Here is a 15,970-nt window from a genome sequence, read left to right on the forward strand (position 1 = left end):
GTACGTGGCCGAGAGCGAGTGGGGCTCGAGGCGCTATCTGGACGTGACTCTGCTGGAGGGGTAGCCGCACCGGACGGCGGGCTTATGAGGCTGTCGGAAAAGTGCGCAAGATTCTTGACGGTACCAAGTAACGGCTCAGTGGCGCGGCGGCGACTGGATCCTACTGCGCTCAGAAATGAAGGAGGCTCGCGATCAGATAGATCGCGAGCCTCCTTCTTTACGCGGCGGGTTCGGTCGCGTTGGCGTGTATCTGCCGTATGATCTGGACGAGCCGCTTTTGCCTGCCGTCGTCGAACAGCCGGAAGAACGAGGTCGGCCTGTCGAACGGAGCCTTGGCGAGGGCGGAGGGCTCCATCGAGCCATTCTCTTCCACGAACTCCACGACCTTTCGGACGAAGGCCATCTGCTGCGGATTCAAGGCCTCGTCGTTGATGAAGTCGGCGAATGCGGCCATGACGGCTTCGTGGTCGAGTCCGGCGATCTTTCGCACCAGCAATCCGAACGGAGTGTCTTCGTAGGCGGTTCGATAGTCCCTCTTCGTGCCCAGCTCTTCGGTGAAGATGCGCTCGAGCTCGTCGAATTCGACTTGGGTCATGGGCAGGTTGTTGCGCAGCTTGTGGATGATGAGCTTGTCGCCGTTCTCGTTGATGTAGCGGTTGACCTTGAGCTTGTAGTCGGCGAACTCCTCGCCGAAATCGAGCAATTCCCCTTCTTGCCGCGACGTGACCGGATCGTTCAAGCTGGTTGTGACGATGGCGCGCGGGTTTTGGTCTGTGATGAACTTCACGAGGTCGCGCAACTCTAAGCGCAGATCGTCGAGCTCGATCATGCCCGCCGTATCCAAGACGCCCTCGGCGCTCACTCGCTGGATCGTCGGCAGCTTCTCTTTCACCTGGGGCACCGTCGCCTTCCCTTCAAGCGCGACGGCGATATTGACGAGTTTGCGCCGGTGCATCGACGTGCTTTCTCCGCGGATCGCCGCAATCATGTATCCATACATCAAAGCGTCGAAACGCAGGGCGAACTGGTCGTCCTCGTCGATGCGGACAAGCGGCGCCACGTCGTTTTGGAGCTCTCCGACGTCGGTGTCGCTCAAGGACGCGAACGCGTACTCGTAGCCGAACTTCTCTACGGCGTGCATTTTGATCTTGACCGAAGCCTTGATGGGCTCCTCCTTCAGGCTTTTGGTCAGGCTTACCACTTCGTACACCATGCGGGAGCGGCGCTTTTGATGCTCGTCGTCGGCGAACGCGCTGTGCTGCAGGGCATGCACCAGCTCCACTTCGCGTTTGAATATCTTCTCCGAAAGCGATTCCGGGTTCGCTCCTTCGGCCATGTTCTTCCCTTGGCGGAAGAATTCGAAATTGCCGCAGTAGTCGAATATGAAGAAGCGCTGTTTGCCGACGTACTCGCCATCGAGTCGGTCTTCGGCCACGATGTCGGGGCAGAGGCGCGTGCCCCGACCGATCATCTGCCAGAACTTCGTCTTCGAGCGAACCTGCTTGAAGAACACCAGGTTGAGTATCTCGGGAACGTCGATGCCGGTGTCCATCATGTCGACGGAGACGGTGATCACGGGAAGCTCTTTGAGCTTGAACTGATCGATGATGGTGTGCGCGTAGTCGTCGCCATGCACGACGCGCCTGATGAACCCGCCCTTGGCCAACTTCGGATACAGCTTGTTGAAGCGCTCCACGATGTATTCCGCATGAAGCTTGCTCTGAGCGAAGATGATCGTTTTACCAAGGCGCTCGCCGCCATGAACCTTGATGCCGTTCTCCATGAGATCTTGCAGCACTGTGTCGACGGTTTTCTCGTTGAAAACCCACGAGTTCAACTGCGAGGAGGGGATGAATTCCGGGGCGTTGGTTCCGTAGGCTTCTTCCCAATCGTCGTCATAGCGCTCGCGGTCGCTCTCCGACAGGTCGTCGTAGGTTATGCCCTTTTCCAAAAATTCGGTGCCGACCTCTATATTGAAATAGGGAACGAGGTACTGGTCCTGGTAGACGGCGGTGCGGTATTCGTACACGTATGTGGGAACGCCGCGCTCCACCTCGAAGAAATCGTAGGTGTTCCTATCGACCTCGTCTTTAGGCGTGGCGGTGAGGCCCACCACTTTCGCGTCGAAGTAGTCGAATATGGCGCGGTATTTCCTGAAGATGGAGCGATGCGCCTCATCGACGATGATCAGGTCGAAATGCGCTGGCGTGTACAAGCGCTCGCCCTCGTCGTTCTGCAGGTTGTCGATGGCGTTGAGGATGGTCGGATAGGTGGAGAACACGATGCGCGCGTCTTTGTTTTCCTGCTTGTCCTTGGCTTCGCAGAGGTTGCACAGGCTCATGTGGGGCAGGTACTCCTGAAACGAGTGCTTCGCCTGGGCCACCAAAGCGACACGATCTGCTAAGAAGAGCGCATTCGTCACCTGATTGGCGCGCGCGAGCACATCGACGAGCCCGGCGGCGGTGCGGGTCTTTCCCGTGCCGGTCGCCATGACGAGCAGGCTTTTGCGGTGCCCCTCTTCGAAATGGGAGCAGATCGCCTTGATGGCCTCTATCTGGTAATAGCGTCCTGCTATCTCGTCGTCCACGCGCACGGTTTCGAGGGGGAGCGTGCTGTCGCGTCGATTCATCAGGCGTTGCAGGTCGTCGCGGGAGAAGACGCCGGAGCAGGGCCGTTCGGGCGCTGCGTCGTGGTCGCAGAAGTACGTTTCGAAGCCGTTCGAAAGGAAGATGAACGGTTTGTACCCGTAGCGCGCTTCGAGGCATTCCGCGTAGAGCCGCGCTTGCTGCAAGCCCTTTTTCGGATCGTGCATGGTGCGCTTGGCTTCAACGATCGCAAGGGGTTTGCCGTTCTTGCCGTTGAGGACGTAGTCGATGTACCCTTTGCCTTCGCTGTTGGGCATGCCGGTCACCTCGACCTCGGTTTCGATGGCGTCTTCGGGCCAACCGGCGTATTGAAGATCGAAATCGATATAGCGTCTGCGCGTTTCGCTTTCGGGGATTTCGTCGGGGTTGAACGGCTCGGCGTCGGCGGCTTCCGCTTTCGCAGTTGCGAATTGCGACCGGAGGCGGCGAACCTCTTCCTCCAGCTTTCGAATCTCGTCGTCTTTCTGCTCAAGGAGCGATTCCCGCTGCTTGATGGCTTTCACATCGAGGGCAAGTTTGACGGCGGGGATCTTTCGTTCGTCGAAGGTGCGCTGCTCGTAAGCCGATCCGTAGCAGTAATCGAGCCATTGCACGAAATCGAACAAGCTTCTCAATGTGATCACGGCATCTTGAGGCAGCAGCTTCTTGTTCGTGTGGACGGAGGCGTTTCCCATCTTCACCAAAAGGGGAAGCCGGCTCCAAACCGTGCGGTTGACGGCGAAGCGGAACGTCGGTTCGTGCAAAAGCGATTGCAGGTTGTCCCGGTAAGGCTCCTTCATGGTTTCGTCGGCTGCATAAACCCATTTCACTGCCAACTCAAGCGCTTTGCGGCAGCCTACGACGCACATGGCGGGACTGGTGGTGAACGTGCGCTCTGCTTCGATGCACGCATCTGAGAACAGCGCGTACTCGGGTTTGGAGGCGAGGAAGCCGAAGTTCATGGAGCGTCACTTCCGATCGGGGTTGGCAGAGGAGTTCTTTTTAGGTGAATGCGGAGGGTTTCCCTTCCGCTTGAGCACCTCGTCGGCTAGGTATTCGGCAGGCAGGTACTGGATGCCCAGCTCCCCCTGCTCGATTTTTAAAGCCAGGTCGCTTGCGTAGTACGTCAGCAGCGCTTCGTCTGCCGTCGCGTTCATTTTCCTTGCGAGGACGGCGACGATGTCGGCTTCTTGTCGCTCGATTAAGAAGCTTCCGAGCCTTTTGACGGTGTTCTCGTTCACGTTCATGGGCGCACCTCGTACGATGTGACGAAGGCAAGGGTCTCGTCGATGGCCTTCTGCGTCACGAAGCAGTACTGGTCGTTCACTTCGTAGAAGCGCAGCGCGTTGAGCGTCGTCTCCATGTCCCACAGCCCTTTGAAATACATGCTGACGGCTTCGTACACTTTGTCGTCGGCCACGCCCCCCGTGATGAGATCGTAGTCCTTGTATCGAGATCCGCCGCGTCTGCAGTGGCAGACGAAATCGACCCAGTCCGCATCGGGCTCTTTGAATTCCAGCGTTTTCAAAGAGGCGAGATCGCCCAGTTCGAATTCGCTGACGATGGCGGTGTCGCTGCCATCTAAGAAGGCTTTGCGTTTGGCCCAGCGTTCGGCTTGGGTTCGTATCGAGGTTGCGTAGAACCCTCGGCCGAAATCGAGATTGGCTCGCGAGAAGCCGATGCGCGGTTCGGAGACGACGATGCTGGAGCCGTGGAAAAGTCTCATAGGGTCACGCCCCTCTTTTTGGCAAGCTCGGTTATGTCGTTCACGAGGCGTTCCTCGCCAAGGGTGTGCAGCACGTCGTAGAACGGCACAATGTATTCGGAGACGATATTCGCATCATCGAGCAGGCGAAACGTTTCCGAGGGGGTTTTTCGCCAGCTTTCGGCAACGCGGTGGATCAGAAAGACGCTGAAGTCTATTTCGCGAGCTGTCCGTTCGGTCATGCTGGCCTCCTGGGCGGTTTGGCGGGAGCGGATTGCCTGTTTCTGTGCGCAATGATGCCCGGCATGGTTCACCCAAAATACTCTTGAGCAAGACTATCGTAAAGCGTTTGCAGCTTTTCGATTTGCTGCTGAGCGGCAAATTCCAATTTGGCGGCCCGCTCCGCGAAGGCCGCGAACTCCTGCTGCTGTTCAATATCCGGAATAATAAGTTCGTATGCTTTAATAATTTTTAAGCTTAGATTCTTTTGGTTGCCTCCTAGGCTTTGTGATCGTAGATCCCTATATCGCAGGTTGAGTTGGGTGAGGATAAATTCGGCATTGCACGTGTCATTCAGCATGATTGCCGCACATGCTTGATTGGTCGCAGCTGCTTGCCGAAGAATGGCCGCTTTGCCTCGCGTATCGCCTTGCCCGTACATGGCTATTAAAATGGTGCCAGCGGGGAAAAGTTTGCAATTAGTTTCCTTTAGGGCGAGTTCCGTTATCGTTTCTTCGGGCTTTTTTTTCAAGCCTGCTGCGACTTCGCCGGTCTTAATCCATGGGATTTGACCGTTGTAGTATGCGGCATTGCTTCGCAAGGGGGTTGCTCCGGTTTGAACATCTGCAATTGTTTCGATGCGCATCATGGGAAGCTGTCTAGAATTGCTAATTGGATCCCCGAACATCTCGACAAACTGCGATTTGACCAGGGATTGGAGGCGGGAAATGGTCTTTTTTCGGCGTTCGATTAGGTCAAGTGATTTGTCGAGGGCTGCACAGATTTCTGCTTGGCGAGGTGCGGAGTGAGCAGGGAAGCTGGTTTCCTTGAGCAGCTTGAAATGCCTGCTGTAACCGAGGTTTTCGATGCGAACGCTTCGCAGGGCGTGATACCAGTAGCGATCATTGCCGGAGAGGGCGGGTTTCAGGATCTTCACTCCGTCTGCGCCCGCGAAGAACGGCTCCTCGATGTATTTTACGCATCGCGTGTGATCGCCGAACACTATCGCGGGTACGTCCGTAAAGAGCCCTTCCTCGCTATCGGAATAACCGCCTACGAGAAGTTGGCCTTGGTCTATGATTGGATGCGGGCCCTCATTCAGATAATCTTTCTGCTTTATCCGTGCCACGCCCCGAGACACCTCTTTGAATGCGGATGCAAAAGGAATCCGCTCCCCGCTAAACGCGGGTTTGCTGTTTTGGTCGGGCTTATTCATTTCGATCGCCCTTCAGCATGAGCTCCAACTCTCGCAGGCCTTCCGACATCTCCTTGTTGAGCCGGGCGAGGTCTGCAAGGATTTCGCTGGTCGGCGGGTACTCGATACGCTCGTATTCGGTGGCGGTGTACTTGTTGAAGCTGAAATCGTAGCCGTTATCGGCGATTTCCTGCTTGGGGACCAAGAAGCTCTTTTGGTTGCGCTCGCGATCTCGTTCTGCGTCGAGATGGTTCCAGCGTTGAAGAAGGTCGGGGATGTCGTTGCGCGTTTCGTCGGGGTCGCGCTTGTCGTCGAGCGTGAAGCCGTCGTGTTCCATGTTGTACAGCCATACGTTGTCGGTTCCACCTGCGTTAGTTTTGGTGAATACCAAAATGGCGGTGCTCACGGGCGAATAGGGTTTGAACACGCCACTCGGCATGCAGATGATGGCCTCGAGTTTTTGGTTTTCGATCAGCTCACGCCGAAGCTGCGTGTAGGCTTTGGAATCGCTCCGGAACAGCACGCCATTTGGCACGATGCAGGCGCAGCGCCCTCCGATTTTCAACATGCGCAGGAAGAGGGCGGCGAAGAGCAATTCGGTTTGTTTGGAGTCGCAAATGGCTTTCAAGCTGGGGTCGATGTCCTCGGAATCCACGCTGCCTTTGAATGGGGGGTTCGCCAAAATAAGATCGTACTTGTTTCGGATGGTGTTGTGTTTGCTGATAGAGTTCAAATAACGGATGTCGGGCATGTTCACCGAGTGCAGCATCATGTTCATAGTGCTGATGCGCAACATGGTTTGATCCACCTCGAAGCCGCTGAACTGCTGTTTGCTGCCTCGCTCTCCCGAGAACGCATCCCAATCCGATTCCGACATGGTTTCCTCGTGTTCGCTACGCAAGAACTCGGCGGCGCTGATGAGGAAGCCCGCTGTACCCATGGCTGGATCGCAGATAAGCTCGCTCGGCTGCGGCTTCACTAAGCGCACCATCATGTCGCGTATGTGCTTGGGCGTGCGGAATTGGCCGGCGGCACGGGCAGCGGATAGCTTGCTGAGCATGTATTCGTACAAGTCGCCCAAATCGCCGATATGCTCATCGAAATCGCGCATGAGGTTGTCGATGCCGCTGACGGCTTTTTGCAACGTGCGCGGGTTCTGAATGCCAAACGTGGCGCTTTCCATGCAGGTGGAGAAGGGCGTCCCGTCATTGAGCGCTTTGATGTAGGGGAACGCCTCGTTTTGGACGATGTTCAGCATGGCTTCGGGCTCGAGGTCTTTGAACCTGTTCCAGCGCATTTGCTGTCCCTCGGGCGTTTGCGGGAAGATGTGGCTTTGCGGCTCCTCGGTGAGCATTTCGATGCGCTCGATTTTAAATTCCTTCTCGTCGAGCGAGCGCATGAACATGAGGTATGTGAGTTGACTTATCACCTCGATGGGGTTGGTTATGCCGCCCTCCCACATCTTCTGCCAGACATCATCGACCTTTTTCTTTGCCGCGCCGGTTATCATGCGAACATCCTCCATTAAATAAAAACTTGTACGGGTATTGTACCAGAGCGGCAAATTCCAATTTGGCGGCCCGCTCCGCGAAGGCCGCGAACTCCTGCTGCTGTTCAATATCCGGAATAATAAGTTCGTATGCTTTAATAATTTTTAAGCTTAGATTCTTTTGGTTGCCTCCTAGGCTTTGTGATCGTAGATCCCTATATCGCAGGTTGAGTTGGGTGAGGATAAATTCGGCATTGCACGTGTCATTCAGCATGATTGCCGCACATGCTTGATTGGTCGCAGCTGCTTGCCGAAGAATGGCCGCTTTGCCTCGCGTATCGCCTTGCCCGTACATGGCTATTAAAATGGTGCCAGCGGGGAAAAGTTTGCAATTAGTTTCCTTTAGGGCGAGTTCCGTTATCGTTTCTTCGGGCTTTTTTTTCAAGCCTGCTGCGACTTCGCCGGTCTTAATCCATGGGATTTGACCGTTGTAGTATGCGGCATTGCTTCGCAAGGGGGTTGCTCCGGTTTGAACATCTGCAATTGTTTCGATGCGCATCATGGGAAGCTGTCTAGAATTGCTAATTGGATCCCCGAACATCTCGACAAACTGCGATTTGACCAGGGATTGGAGGTGGAAAACCTGATTGTTCGTAGCGTCAATTTGTCTTAAAACTTTGTCTAAAATATCGGCGATTTCAATCTGCTCTGCCAAGCTTGGGATTCGAATAGTCGAATCTCCAAGGGTCTTTTTGTTCAGAGTTTTTCCCATGACGGCCGTGTTCGTGCCTACGGTCCAGTCTTTGGAGCGAAATTGGTGCCACATATAGTCGAGGTTGATTTCATGGTTCCCTTTTTCAAGGAAGGCCATGATGGCTTCGTTTGTGTATGTCTCCTTTGTGGTTATGGCAGTCTTGCCTAAGGAGAGTTTAAAGCTCATGATCAGCGTGTTTGCCGGAACAGGCTTAATGCCCGACTCTGCGCGCCCCAGTTCGCTGATCGTCTCCTTGGTCGAGCCCACGTACTTACCGTATGTGCCTAGGTCTTTGATTGACACCCATTCGTGGTCGCCGTTATTCCAATAGGAGGAGTTGTCGCGCGAAGGCGTTTTTCCCATTTGCAGGTCGAACGCATCCCCCAGCCTCACCCGCTCCCCGCTAAACGCGGGTTTGTCGGCGCTAGCTTATATATCGGTGGTGCGACTGCTTCACATTCTGCTGATCGACCATAGCGTAGCAGAGCGTCGTGTCGATCTTGCTGTGCCCAAGCAGCACTTGCACCTGTTCGATGGGCATTCCCTTGTCGATGGCCCGCGTCGCCAGTGTTCTCCGGAATTTGTGGGGATGAATTCTCTGCTGCCGCGCCATTGATCCGAGCTTTCTCAGCCGTATTTCGACGCCGCTGATCTCAAGGCGGTTGAATGGCGCATTGAGCGATGCGAAGAGCGCCGCGTTCTCATCCTGCCTTTGATCGAGATACGCTTTGAGGTGCACTTTCGTGCGCGCGTCGAAGTACACTTTTCGCTCCTTGCCGCCTTTGCCGCGCACAACGCATTCGCGACCTTCGAAATCTATGTCGTCCCGGTTGAGCTTCACCAATTCGCCCACGCGCACGCCGGTTGAAGACAGCATGTCGATCATCGCCAAATCCCGCAACGTCGTGCAGTTGTCGCGCAGCGCTTCTAAAGACTCATCGGAGATAACCGGCTTGATGGCCTTGAGGGTGCGGATTTTCTTGATGCGCCGCACGGGGCTTTTGTAGATCAGATCCTCGATCTCGAGCCATGAGAACAAACTTGAGATGACGCGCCGCACATTGTCGGCGGTGACATTGCTCAAATTGCCAAGAGCCTGGTAGTTGGCAAGATATTCCCGCACGTCATCAGTCGAAACGTGGGAGAGGGGCTTGTCCGTCGACTCGATGAACTTTTTGAGGGTGGATGAGTAGTAGCGAAGAGATCGCTCCGAGCAGCCTTCGAGCCGTTTCGCTCCTAAGAACGCTTCGAGCAAACCTTGGTTGCTCGAATACTTGCCGGAAACGGAAGGGAAGTCGCTTTCGTCGATGAGGCAATGGCTGAGCACGACATGGAGCCGCTTCATTTGCGCGCCGTCGAGGGACGATGCCATCAGACGTTCGATTTCGTTCATCGTGAGGAATTTTTCGTTCATGATGCTGCCTTCCGACCGATCTGTAAGCTGTTGAAGCAGCATGGTAGCGGACTGACGATGTCGATGGCTTCGAAGTGTCGGTGGCGCGATGCGGATCGTCCGGGAGGTCGTGGACGGGTGGGTCGGGATGCTCGGTTCTGCGAACGTTCGCCGCAAAGTGCATCGGCGAGGGCTCCGAATGGCAAATAATCACCGAAATCGGAAGGCGACGCGGCGCGCAGGGCCGCAATGCGGGATTTCGCTCAAGAAGAAAGCCCAGGTCGCGTTTTTTCGAAGTGTCTCTTTGCGCATTGTTGCTACTGCCGAGTTTCTGATTTCGGTGATTATTCGCCATTGGGGGTTTGACCATCCGGAGGTGTTTCGAGCCCAATCGAGCGACCCTTTTCCATCTCCTCCGTTGCGTCCATTTTCTCACTCTCAGAATGGCGGTGGGCCCCTCGAGCGCATCCGAGGGGCCCGCCAAGGCAAGGGGCGTGTGAAACGCCATCCGGCGCATTCGACCGCATTGTCGCCAACAATGCGGTCGAATGCGCAGATACTGGTCATGGGGGGGGGGGTGAAGCCTGGCTGATTCGCGCTCATCTGCGTCCGGCCATCTTGCCGGTTGAGAACAGGCCGAGAACGGTTGTGCTGCGGTGTCGAACGCTTTGGCGTTTGGGTCGATGCGTAAATTGCCCATTGCGTAATGCACAGCCGGCTCGTGCGTCATGGTGTACGCCTGTCGCGGCTCATCGTGTTCGATCATGTTTGATCATGCCAGCCCGCCGAACAGAATCATGCCAACTCGCCGAACAAATTCGTGCCAACTCGCCGAAAAACTCATTCTGCTGTACAATTTCGCAAGGTCATACCAATTTTCGCAGGGAAGGACGTCGGTGAGAAAATACTATCCGCGCGTTGCCGATGAAGTGCTCCGATCGAAACTCGAAGCAAAAGGGGCTGTGCTCATAGAAGGCCCTAAATGGTGCGGGAAGTCAACTACGGCGACTCGGGCTGCGAGGAGTGCGGTGTATCTGCAGGATCCCTCAACCAGGGAGCAGAACATGATGCTTGCCAAAGCGTCTCCAAAGCGTTTTCTGCAAGGGGATGCTCCCAAGCTTATAGATGAGTGGCAGGTTGTTCCCTCTATTTGGGACGCTGTGCGTTTCGAGGTTGACCAGCGAGACGAGTTCGGTCAGTTCATTCTTACAGGATCGGTAACGCCTCCCGCCACCGATGAGATAGCGCATTCGGGCACAGGTCGTATTACCAGGATGCGCATGCGGCCGATGACGTTATTTGAGTCAGGAGAGTCAAGTGGAGAGGTGTCGCTTGCGGCTCTTTTCGACGGCGATCATGAGGTGTTCGGAGAAACTTCGCTTTCGCTGGAGGATCTGGCTTTTGCTTTGTGCCGAGGTGGATGGCCCAAGGCGATAGGCTGCAGGGAGTCGGTCGCGCTTGCGCAGGCTGTCGACTATTACGATGATCTTGTCAGCACGGACTTCTCGAAAATCGATGGCGTACGCAGAAGCAGAGAGCGCGTTTCCAGGTTTCTGCGCTCTTACGCACGGCATTCGGCTACAGGGGCAACCTACACTACCATCAGGGCCGATATGCTGGCCAACGAGACAGATTCGCTCAGCGAGGACACCATTTCGTCTTACGTTGACGTCATGGAGAAATTGTTCGTCATAGAAAATCTTCCTTCTTGGCACCCGAATCTGCGGTCGAAAACGGCTATTCGAACGTCCGATACCCGGCATTTCGTGGATCCTTCTATAGCGGCTGCCTCCCTGGGGCTTGGCCCGAACGACCTGATGAACGATTTGAGGACTTACGGGCTTCTCTTTGAGTCGTTGTGTGTGAGGGATTTGCGGGTATATGCCCAGCGTTTGCGCGGTGATGTGTACCACTATCGAAACAAGCGTGGGCAAGAAGCGGATGCCGTACTGCATCTCCGCGACGGCAGGTACGCGCTTGTGGAGGCGAAGCTGTTCTCGCAAGAGCACATAGACGAAGGTGCGAGATCGCTGCTGTCTATTCGTGACGACATCGACGAGGAAAAGATGGGTTCGCCATCGTTCCTCATGGTGGTCACCGGCACGCCGTATGCGTATCGACGCGAGGACGGCGTGATTGTGGCGCCGCTCGGCACGCTCGCGCCGTAGGAGAGTGTGTGGCTGCTGCCTCCGACACCACTGTCGCCCGAAAGGCACGGTTTTTCGCCCAAAACCGTGCCTTTCGGGCGACAGTGGTGTCGGAGGGGCAGTCTTTCGGGCGACAGCGACGCCGAGGAGGGCGGCTGCGCGACGGGGCGACAGCGACGCCGGGGCGGCTGCGCGCAGCTGCGTCGTGGCGCGTTCGCCCTGCCGGGATCGCGCGCCCTGCTTGCCCGCACCTCCCAGCGCGCAGGTCGTGTGGAGTCCCCTTTGAGTTTCGGTGACGAAGCGCGGCAGCGCGCGGCGAAGGGGGCGCCGCTTTGCTATCATCGACCCCTATGGCGAAGGCGAAGAAACATGGATGGTTGAGGACGATGCTGGGTGTGCTGCTGGGATGCGTGCTGGCGGTGGCGGCAGTGGTCGCGGCGACGAACGCGGTCACGGTGCTCGCCACGAAGGACCGCATCGTGAGCGCCGAGGCCGCCGCATCGTTCGGCGCGGACGCCATCGTGGTGCTGGGCGCGTCGGTGTACGCGGACGGCACGCCGTCGGGCATCCTGCAAGACCGCCTCGACGACGGCATCGCGCTGTACTTCGCGGGCGCAGCGCCGAAGATCATCATGAGCGGCGACAACAGCACCGTGTCGTACAACGAGGTGAAGGCCATGAAGGACTACGCGGTGGCCCAGGGCGTTCCCAGCGAGGACGTGTTCTGCGACCATGCGGGCTTCTCCACTTACGAGAGCATGTACCGCGCCAAGCACGTGTTCGGCGCCGAGCGCATCGTCGTGGCCACGCAGACCTACCATCTGTACCGGGCGCTTTATGCGGCAAGCGGCCTGGGCCTGGAGGCCGTCGGCGTGCCGAGCGATTACCGCGAGTACGCTCACCAACTCCAATACGACGTGCGCGAGATTCCCGCGCGCACCAAGGACTTCTTCAAGACGCTGCTTCGCGTGCCCTCGACGTTCGTGGGCGATCCTATCAGCCTCGACCAGTCGGGCGACGTCACCGAGGGCTAGGCGGGCGCAAGCTCGCGCGCTGCGGACAGCGCGTCGTCGTAGGCGGCGCGGGCTTGCGGCATGCGGGCGCGCGCGGCGTCCGCGTCGCCCGCGCGCAACGCGTCGGTGATGGCGCAGGCGTGCGCGTACAGGGCGCGAAACGACAGGTTGCCGGCCACCCCTTTGAGAGAGTGCGCCTCGCGCAGTGCCGTTTCCGTGTCGTCGGCTGCCAGCGCGCGTTCGAGCGCGGGGAAGTGCGGATCGTCCGCGAACTTTCCCGCCAGCCGACGGTAGAGCGCCTCGTTCCCGTCGAAGCGCCGCATGGCGTCGTGATAGTCGACGCCGCGAGCGCAAAGGCGCTGCTCGAGCGGCGCGCCGTCCCGTCCGTTGTCCATGTCCGTCAGTCCTCCAATTCGCTCGGATCGAACGATTCGATGAGGTCAAGAAGCTCCTGCTTCTTATGGATATCGAGTTTCGCATAGATGCGCTTCGAGTGCGTGCGGATGGTGTTCTCGGACACCACGAGGTCTTCGGCGATGCGCGCCACGGTGTTGCCGCGCGCGATGAGCTCCATCACCTCGGCTTCGCGCGCGCTCAGGCGGTAGCGCCTCTGCAGGGCGGCGGCCTGCTTGGAGATGCGGTCTTGGTAGACGCGCTCGTCAGGACGCGCCCGCCGCGCGCGCTGCGCCCGCGCGCTCGCGCTCGCCGCTTCCGTTCCCTGCGCTGTCTGCTCATACGCATCGGTCCCTGCGCCTTGTCTCCGCTCCGAATGGGGCTGCGACCCCTCTTCGCCATCCGCTTTTGCGCCCAGGTCCGTGTCTGCGGCGGCGCGTCTTCCCTCGGATCTGCGCTCGGAGGCGCGCGAGGCTCGCAGCGCCACAAGCTCGATGCTGGCCGCGGCGTCGGCGCTGTCGGCATCGAGCTTGAAGATGCGCACGAACCCGCCCTGCCCGATGAAGTACATGAGCCCGAGCAGATACACCGCCACAAGGGCCACCACGGCAAGCGGCGCGACTCCCATCACCATGATCTGCTCGGCGAACGTTCCGCCGATGAACCCCACGTCGTGCAGCGCGTACACGATGCCGCCGAAGAACCCGTAGATGAACACGGGGTTGATGCCGCGGTCGCGCGAGGCTTGCGCGCATTGGATCATCATGAGCATGATGGCCACGCTGTACACGGCGTACAGGACGGCGGCGAGCCATCGGACGTACCCCTCGGGCAGAAACGGCAGCACCAAGAACCCCGTGATCACGATGGGGAAGAACACGCGGTACGCCCCCACCACGTTGAGGCGCAGGTTCTTGAACTGCCACAGCGCGAGCAGGGCGATGGCGGCGGCGCACATGCCTCCCATCGACAGCGCGTTCACGAGCGATCCGACCGCCGGCTCGCCGATGGCGAGCGAGCGCATGATGCCCGTGCAGAACCCGAGCGCGCCCACGCACAGCGCGCTGCGCCAGTAGTCGCGCGCCACGCGGCGGTATACGCGGGGATGCTCGCGCGGGACGTCTTGGAACATGGCCTGGTCGCGGTCGATCGTGCGGCTTTTCAGCGCAATGGTCAGGCCGAACAGCGGCAGGAACACGAGCGGGATGAGAAACGCCGTCACCGCCTGGGGGATGAGGTAGAGCGAGAAGTAAAGCAGCGCGGCCCACGCGGTTCCCAAGATGAGCTCGCGGTTGCCGCTGTCGGCGTCTTGGCTGGCGAACAACCGCTGCCACAGCATGTAGAACCCCGCCGATCCCAGCCCCAGAAGCGCGCCGCCCGCCACCACGAGCGGAAGCGACCATTCGCTCAGGTAGATGGCCCCGATCAGGCAGCACCATCCCAGCAGGTAGGGGACGGTGGCCAGCCGCACGATGAACGTGCGCGTAGGCCCGGGCATGAAGTACCCGCCGATCATGCTGGCGAAGTAGCTTGCCGAGAACACGACGGATTGCGCGAAGAAGAACCAAAACACGATCTGCGGCGTTTGGAACTCCAAAGGAAGGAACGGAAACACGCCGCCCCACACCCCGGCGGCGTTGATGGCCAAGAACAGCGCGTAGCCGAGCGTCGTGATGCTGGGTGTGAATATGCGGACGATGCTACGAAGCCGCATGCGCTCCCTTTCCTTCGTGATCGGCTCATGCAGGCGCACGGGCTAGCATACCAGACTTTGCCGAGCGGGCGCACGCCGGAGGCTTGCGTTTTCAGAGCGGGGTCGGACGGTTCGGGGGAAAGGTGCGTTTTGATGGCGGGCGACGTTGCTGTGGTGGCGTGCGGCTCTTTTCGGTCTGCGGGACCGCGCTATCGAGGCGACCGGACGTGACGGGGCGGCTGCGGCGGGGATACGGGTTGCCGAACGATGCGGGCGCACGGCGCGGACGAAGGCGCGGCTCCGTAGGATGGAGGGCCATCGAAAACGGCGATCGGGCCCTTTGCGCGCAGGTGGGCCCGTGAGGAGGTGCGACCATGAACCTTGCTTTCTTGCAGCTGCCTATGGTGCTGTTCACCACGCTTGCGCCCATGGCGTCGGGCGCGTTCATCGGGCTGGCCATCGCGTTTCTGACGACGCGCTTTTCGAGCAAGCGCCTTGGGCGCATCGACCGTTGGACGCTTCTGCCCCTCGGCATTTTCGCTGCGGGCTTTGTCGCGGCCCTTTGGCCTTCCCTCGTTTCGCAGGGGATGTCGGGTGCGTTGCGGGACTTCGGGGTTGGCGGCCTTGCGATGGGGCCGGCTGTTTCGCTGGCAGGTTTGGCGTTCGCGTCTCTTGCGGTGGTGTATTGGATCATCGCTCTGACGGGGAATCTGGACTATCGAGCGCGCAGCGTGTTCGCCACTGCAGTGGGGGTGGGGGCGCTCGTGCTGTCGTTCGCCATCGGCATGCCGTTTGCGGGGTCGGCCGCCTTGTCGTGGGGCTCGTTGCTTGCGGCCATCGGGCTGATGGGGCTCTGCGCAGCGGGCGGCGTGCCGCTCGGCGTGCTGGTGGTGGCGCTTGGCGGCGGGCTGGCTGAGGCGCGGGGCACACGCTTCGCGTCGGCGTCGGTGATCGCGGCGTTCATCGGCGTGGTGACGGCTATTTTCGGCATCGCGTCGCAGATGCTGTACGCGCAGTCGGTGGCCGCCGTGCTTGCTTCGGGTGCCGAGGCTGTGTCGGGGTCGTGGGTGTATCTGGCGATCTCCATCGTGGGGTTCGTCGTCATGCTGGCGTGCCTGCGCACGACGTTCTCGCCTGATCGCACGGCCTCGCTCGGGCGCACCGCTGGCGCGGCTGCGGCGGTGCCCGTGCGCGATCGCAGGGGCGTGCGGCCGGTGGGCGCGCGTTCTGCCGTGCCGCTGCTCGTGGGCGGCAACGTGGCCGTGCTGGCTGCCATCTTCGCGGCGCGCCTCGTGTTTTACGTGTTGCTCGTGTGAACGTGCGCGGAGGGGGAGGGGGAGTGGGG

General features: G+C 58.9%; 13 protein-coding genes. 3 read left to right on the plus strand and 10 right to left on the minus strand.

From position 1 onward, the window contains the following. Positions 1 to 217: 217 nt before the first annotated feature. The 8 genes from C2L80_RS10810 to xerA form a co-directional block, all read right to left on the minus strand. Positions 218 to 3,586 carry a DEAD/DEAH box helicase family protein gene (locus C2L80_RS10810; RefSeq protein ID WP_087198668.1) on the minus strand — a complete coding sequence of 1,123 codons (3,369 nt, stop codon included), beginning with the start codon at positions 3,584 to 3,586 and terminating at the stop codon, positions 218 to 220. 6 nt (positions 3,587 to 3,592) lie between these two features. Further along, entirely contained in the window at positions 3,593 to 3,871 is a 279-nt protein-coding gene (locus tag C2L80_RS10815; protein WP_087198669.1) for a hypothetical protein, read from the minus strand. Continuing rightward, on the minus strand, positions 3,868 to 4,350 hold the full coding sequence (locus tag C2L80_RS10820) for a DUF3990 domain-containing protein (RefSeq protein ID WP_087198670.1): 483 nt from the start codon (positions 4,348 to 4,350) through the stop codon (positions 3,868 to 3,870). The genes C2L80_RS10815 and C2L80_RS10820 overlap by 4 nt, the downstream gene beginning before the upstream one ends. After that, entirely contained in the window at positions 4,347 to 4,571 is a 225-nt protein-coding gene (locus C2L80_RS10825; RefSeq protein ID WP_087198671.1) for a DUF3791 domain-containing protein, read from the minus strand. The genes C2L80_RS10820 and C2L80_RS10825 overlap by 4 nt, the downstream gene beginning before the upstream one ends. Before the next feature lie 68 nt (positions 4,572 to 4,639). After that, positions 4,640 to 5,764, minus strand: a complete 1,125-nt coding sequence (locus C2L80_RS10830; protein ID WP_103263193.1) for a restriction endonuclease subunit S — start codon at positions 5,762 to 5,764, stop codon at positions 4,640 to 4,642. Continuing rightward, positions 5,757 to 7,253, minus strand: a complete 1,497-nt coding sequence (locus tag C2L80_RS10835) for a class I SAM-dependent DNA methyltransferase (RefSeq protein ID WP_092197607.1) — start codon at positions 7,251 to 7,253, stop codon at positions 5,757 to 5,759. The genes C2L80_RS10830 and C2L80_RS10835 overlap by 8 nt, the downstream gene beginning before the upstream one ends. Continuing rightward, entirely contained in the window at positions 7,219 to 8,379 is a 1,161-nt protein-coding gene (locus tag C2L80_RS10840) for a restriction endonuclease subunit S (RefSeq protein ID WP_103263194.1), read from the minus strand. Before C2L80_RS10840 ends, C2L80_RS10835 begins: the two co-directional genes overlap by 35 nt. Before the next feature lie 31 nt (positions 8,380 to 8,410). Continuing rightward, entirely contained in the window at positions 8,411 to 9,400 is a 990-nt protein-coding gene (xerA, locus tag C2L80_RS10845) for a site-specific tyrosine recombinase/integron integrase (protein ID WP_103263195.1), read from the minus strand. A 908-nt stretch (positions 9,401 to 10,308) separates the two neighbouring features. Between xerA and C2L80_RS10850 the strand changes: the two genes are divergently transcribed. Beyond that, positions 10,309 to 11,547 (plus strand): ATP-binding protein, encoded by a 1,239-nt coding sequence (locus C2L80_RS10850; RefSeq protein ID WP_239938928.1) that lies wholly within the window; start codon positions 10,309 to 10,311, stop codon positions 11,545 to 11,547. 365 nt (positions 11,548 to 11,912) lie between these two features. Next, positions 11,913 to 12,560, plus strand: a complete 648-nt coding sequence (locus tag C2L80_RS10855; RefSeq protein ID WP_092197644.1) for a SanA/YdcF family protein — start codon at positions 11,913 to 11,915, stop codon at positions 12,558 to 12,560. On the opposite strand, the gene C2L80_RS10860 is transcribed toward C2L80_RS10855, so the two are convergent. Together C2L80_RS10860 and C2L80_RS10865 are read right to left on the minus strand one after the other, a co-directional pair. Then, the gene (locus C2L80_RS10860; protein WP_103263197.1) at positions 12,557 to 12,934 is read right to left on the minus strand and encodes an Hpt domain-containing protein; all 378 of its coding nucleotides are present in this window, start codon (positions 12,932 to 12,934) and stop codon (positions 12,557 to 12,559) included. The genes C2L80_RS10855 and C2L80_RS10860 overlap by 4 nt on opposite strands. A 5-nt stretch (positions 12,935 to 12,939) precedes the next feature. Then, positions 12,940 to 14,646 carry a helix-turn-helix transcriptional regulator gene (locus C2L80_RS10865; RefSeq protein WP_103263198.1) on the minus strand — a complete coding sequence of 569 codons (1,707 nt, stop codon included), beginning with the start codon at positions 14,644 to 14,646 and terminating at the stop codon, positions 12,940 to 12,942. Between the two features lie 353 nt (positions 14,647 to 14,999). On the opposite strand from C2L80_RS10865, the gene C2L80_RS10870 reads away from it, so the two are divergent. Then, the gene (locus C2L80_RS10870; RefSeq protein ID WP_103263199.1) at positions 15,000 to 15,941 is read left to right on the plus strand and encodes a DMSO reductase; all 942 of its coding nucleotides are present in this window, start codon (positions 15,000 to 15,002) and stop codon (positions 15,939 to 15,941) included. Positions 15,942 to 15,970: the final 29 nt, after the last annotated feature.

This window comes from Rubneribacter badeniensis (assembly GCF_002899695.1).
Lineage (GTDB): Bacteria > Actinomycetota > Coriobacteriia > Coriobacteriales > Eggerthellaceae > Rubneribacter > Rubneribacter badeniensis.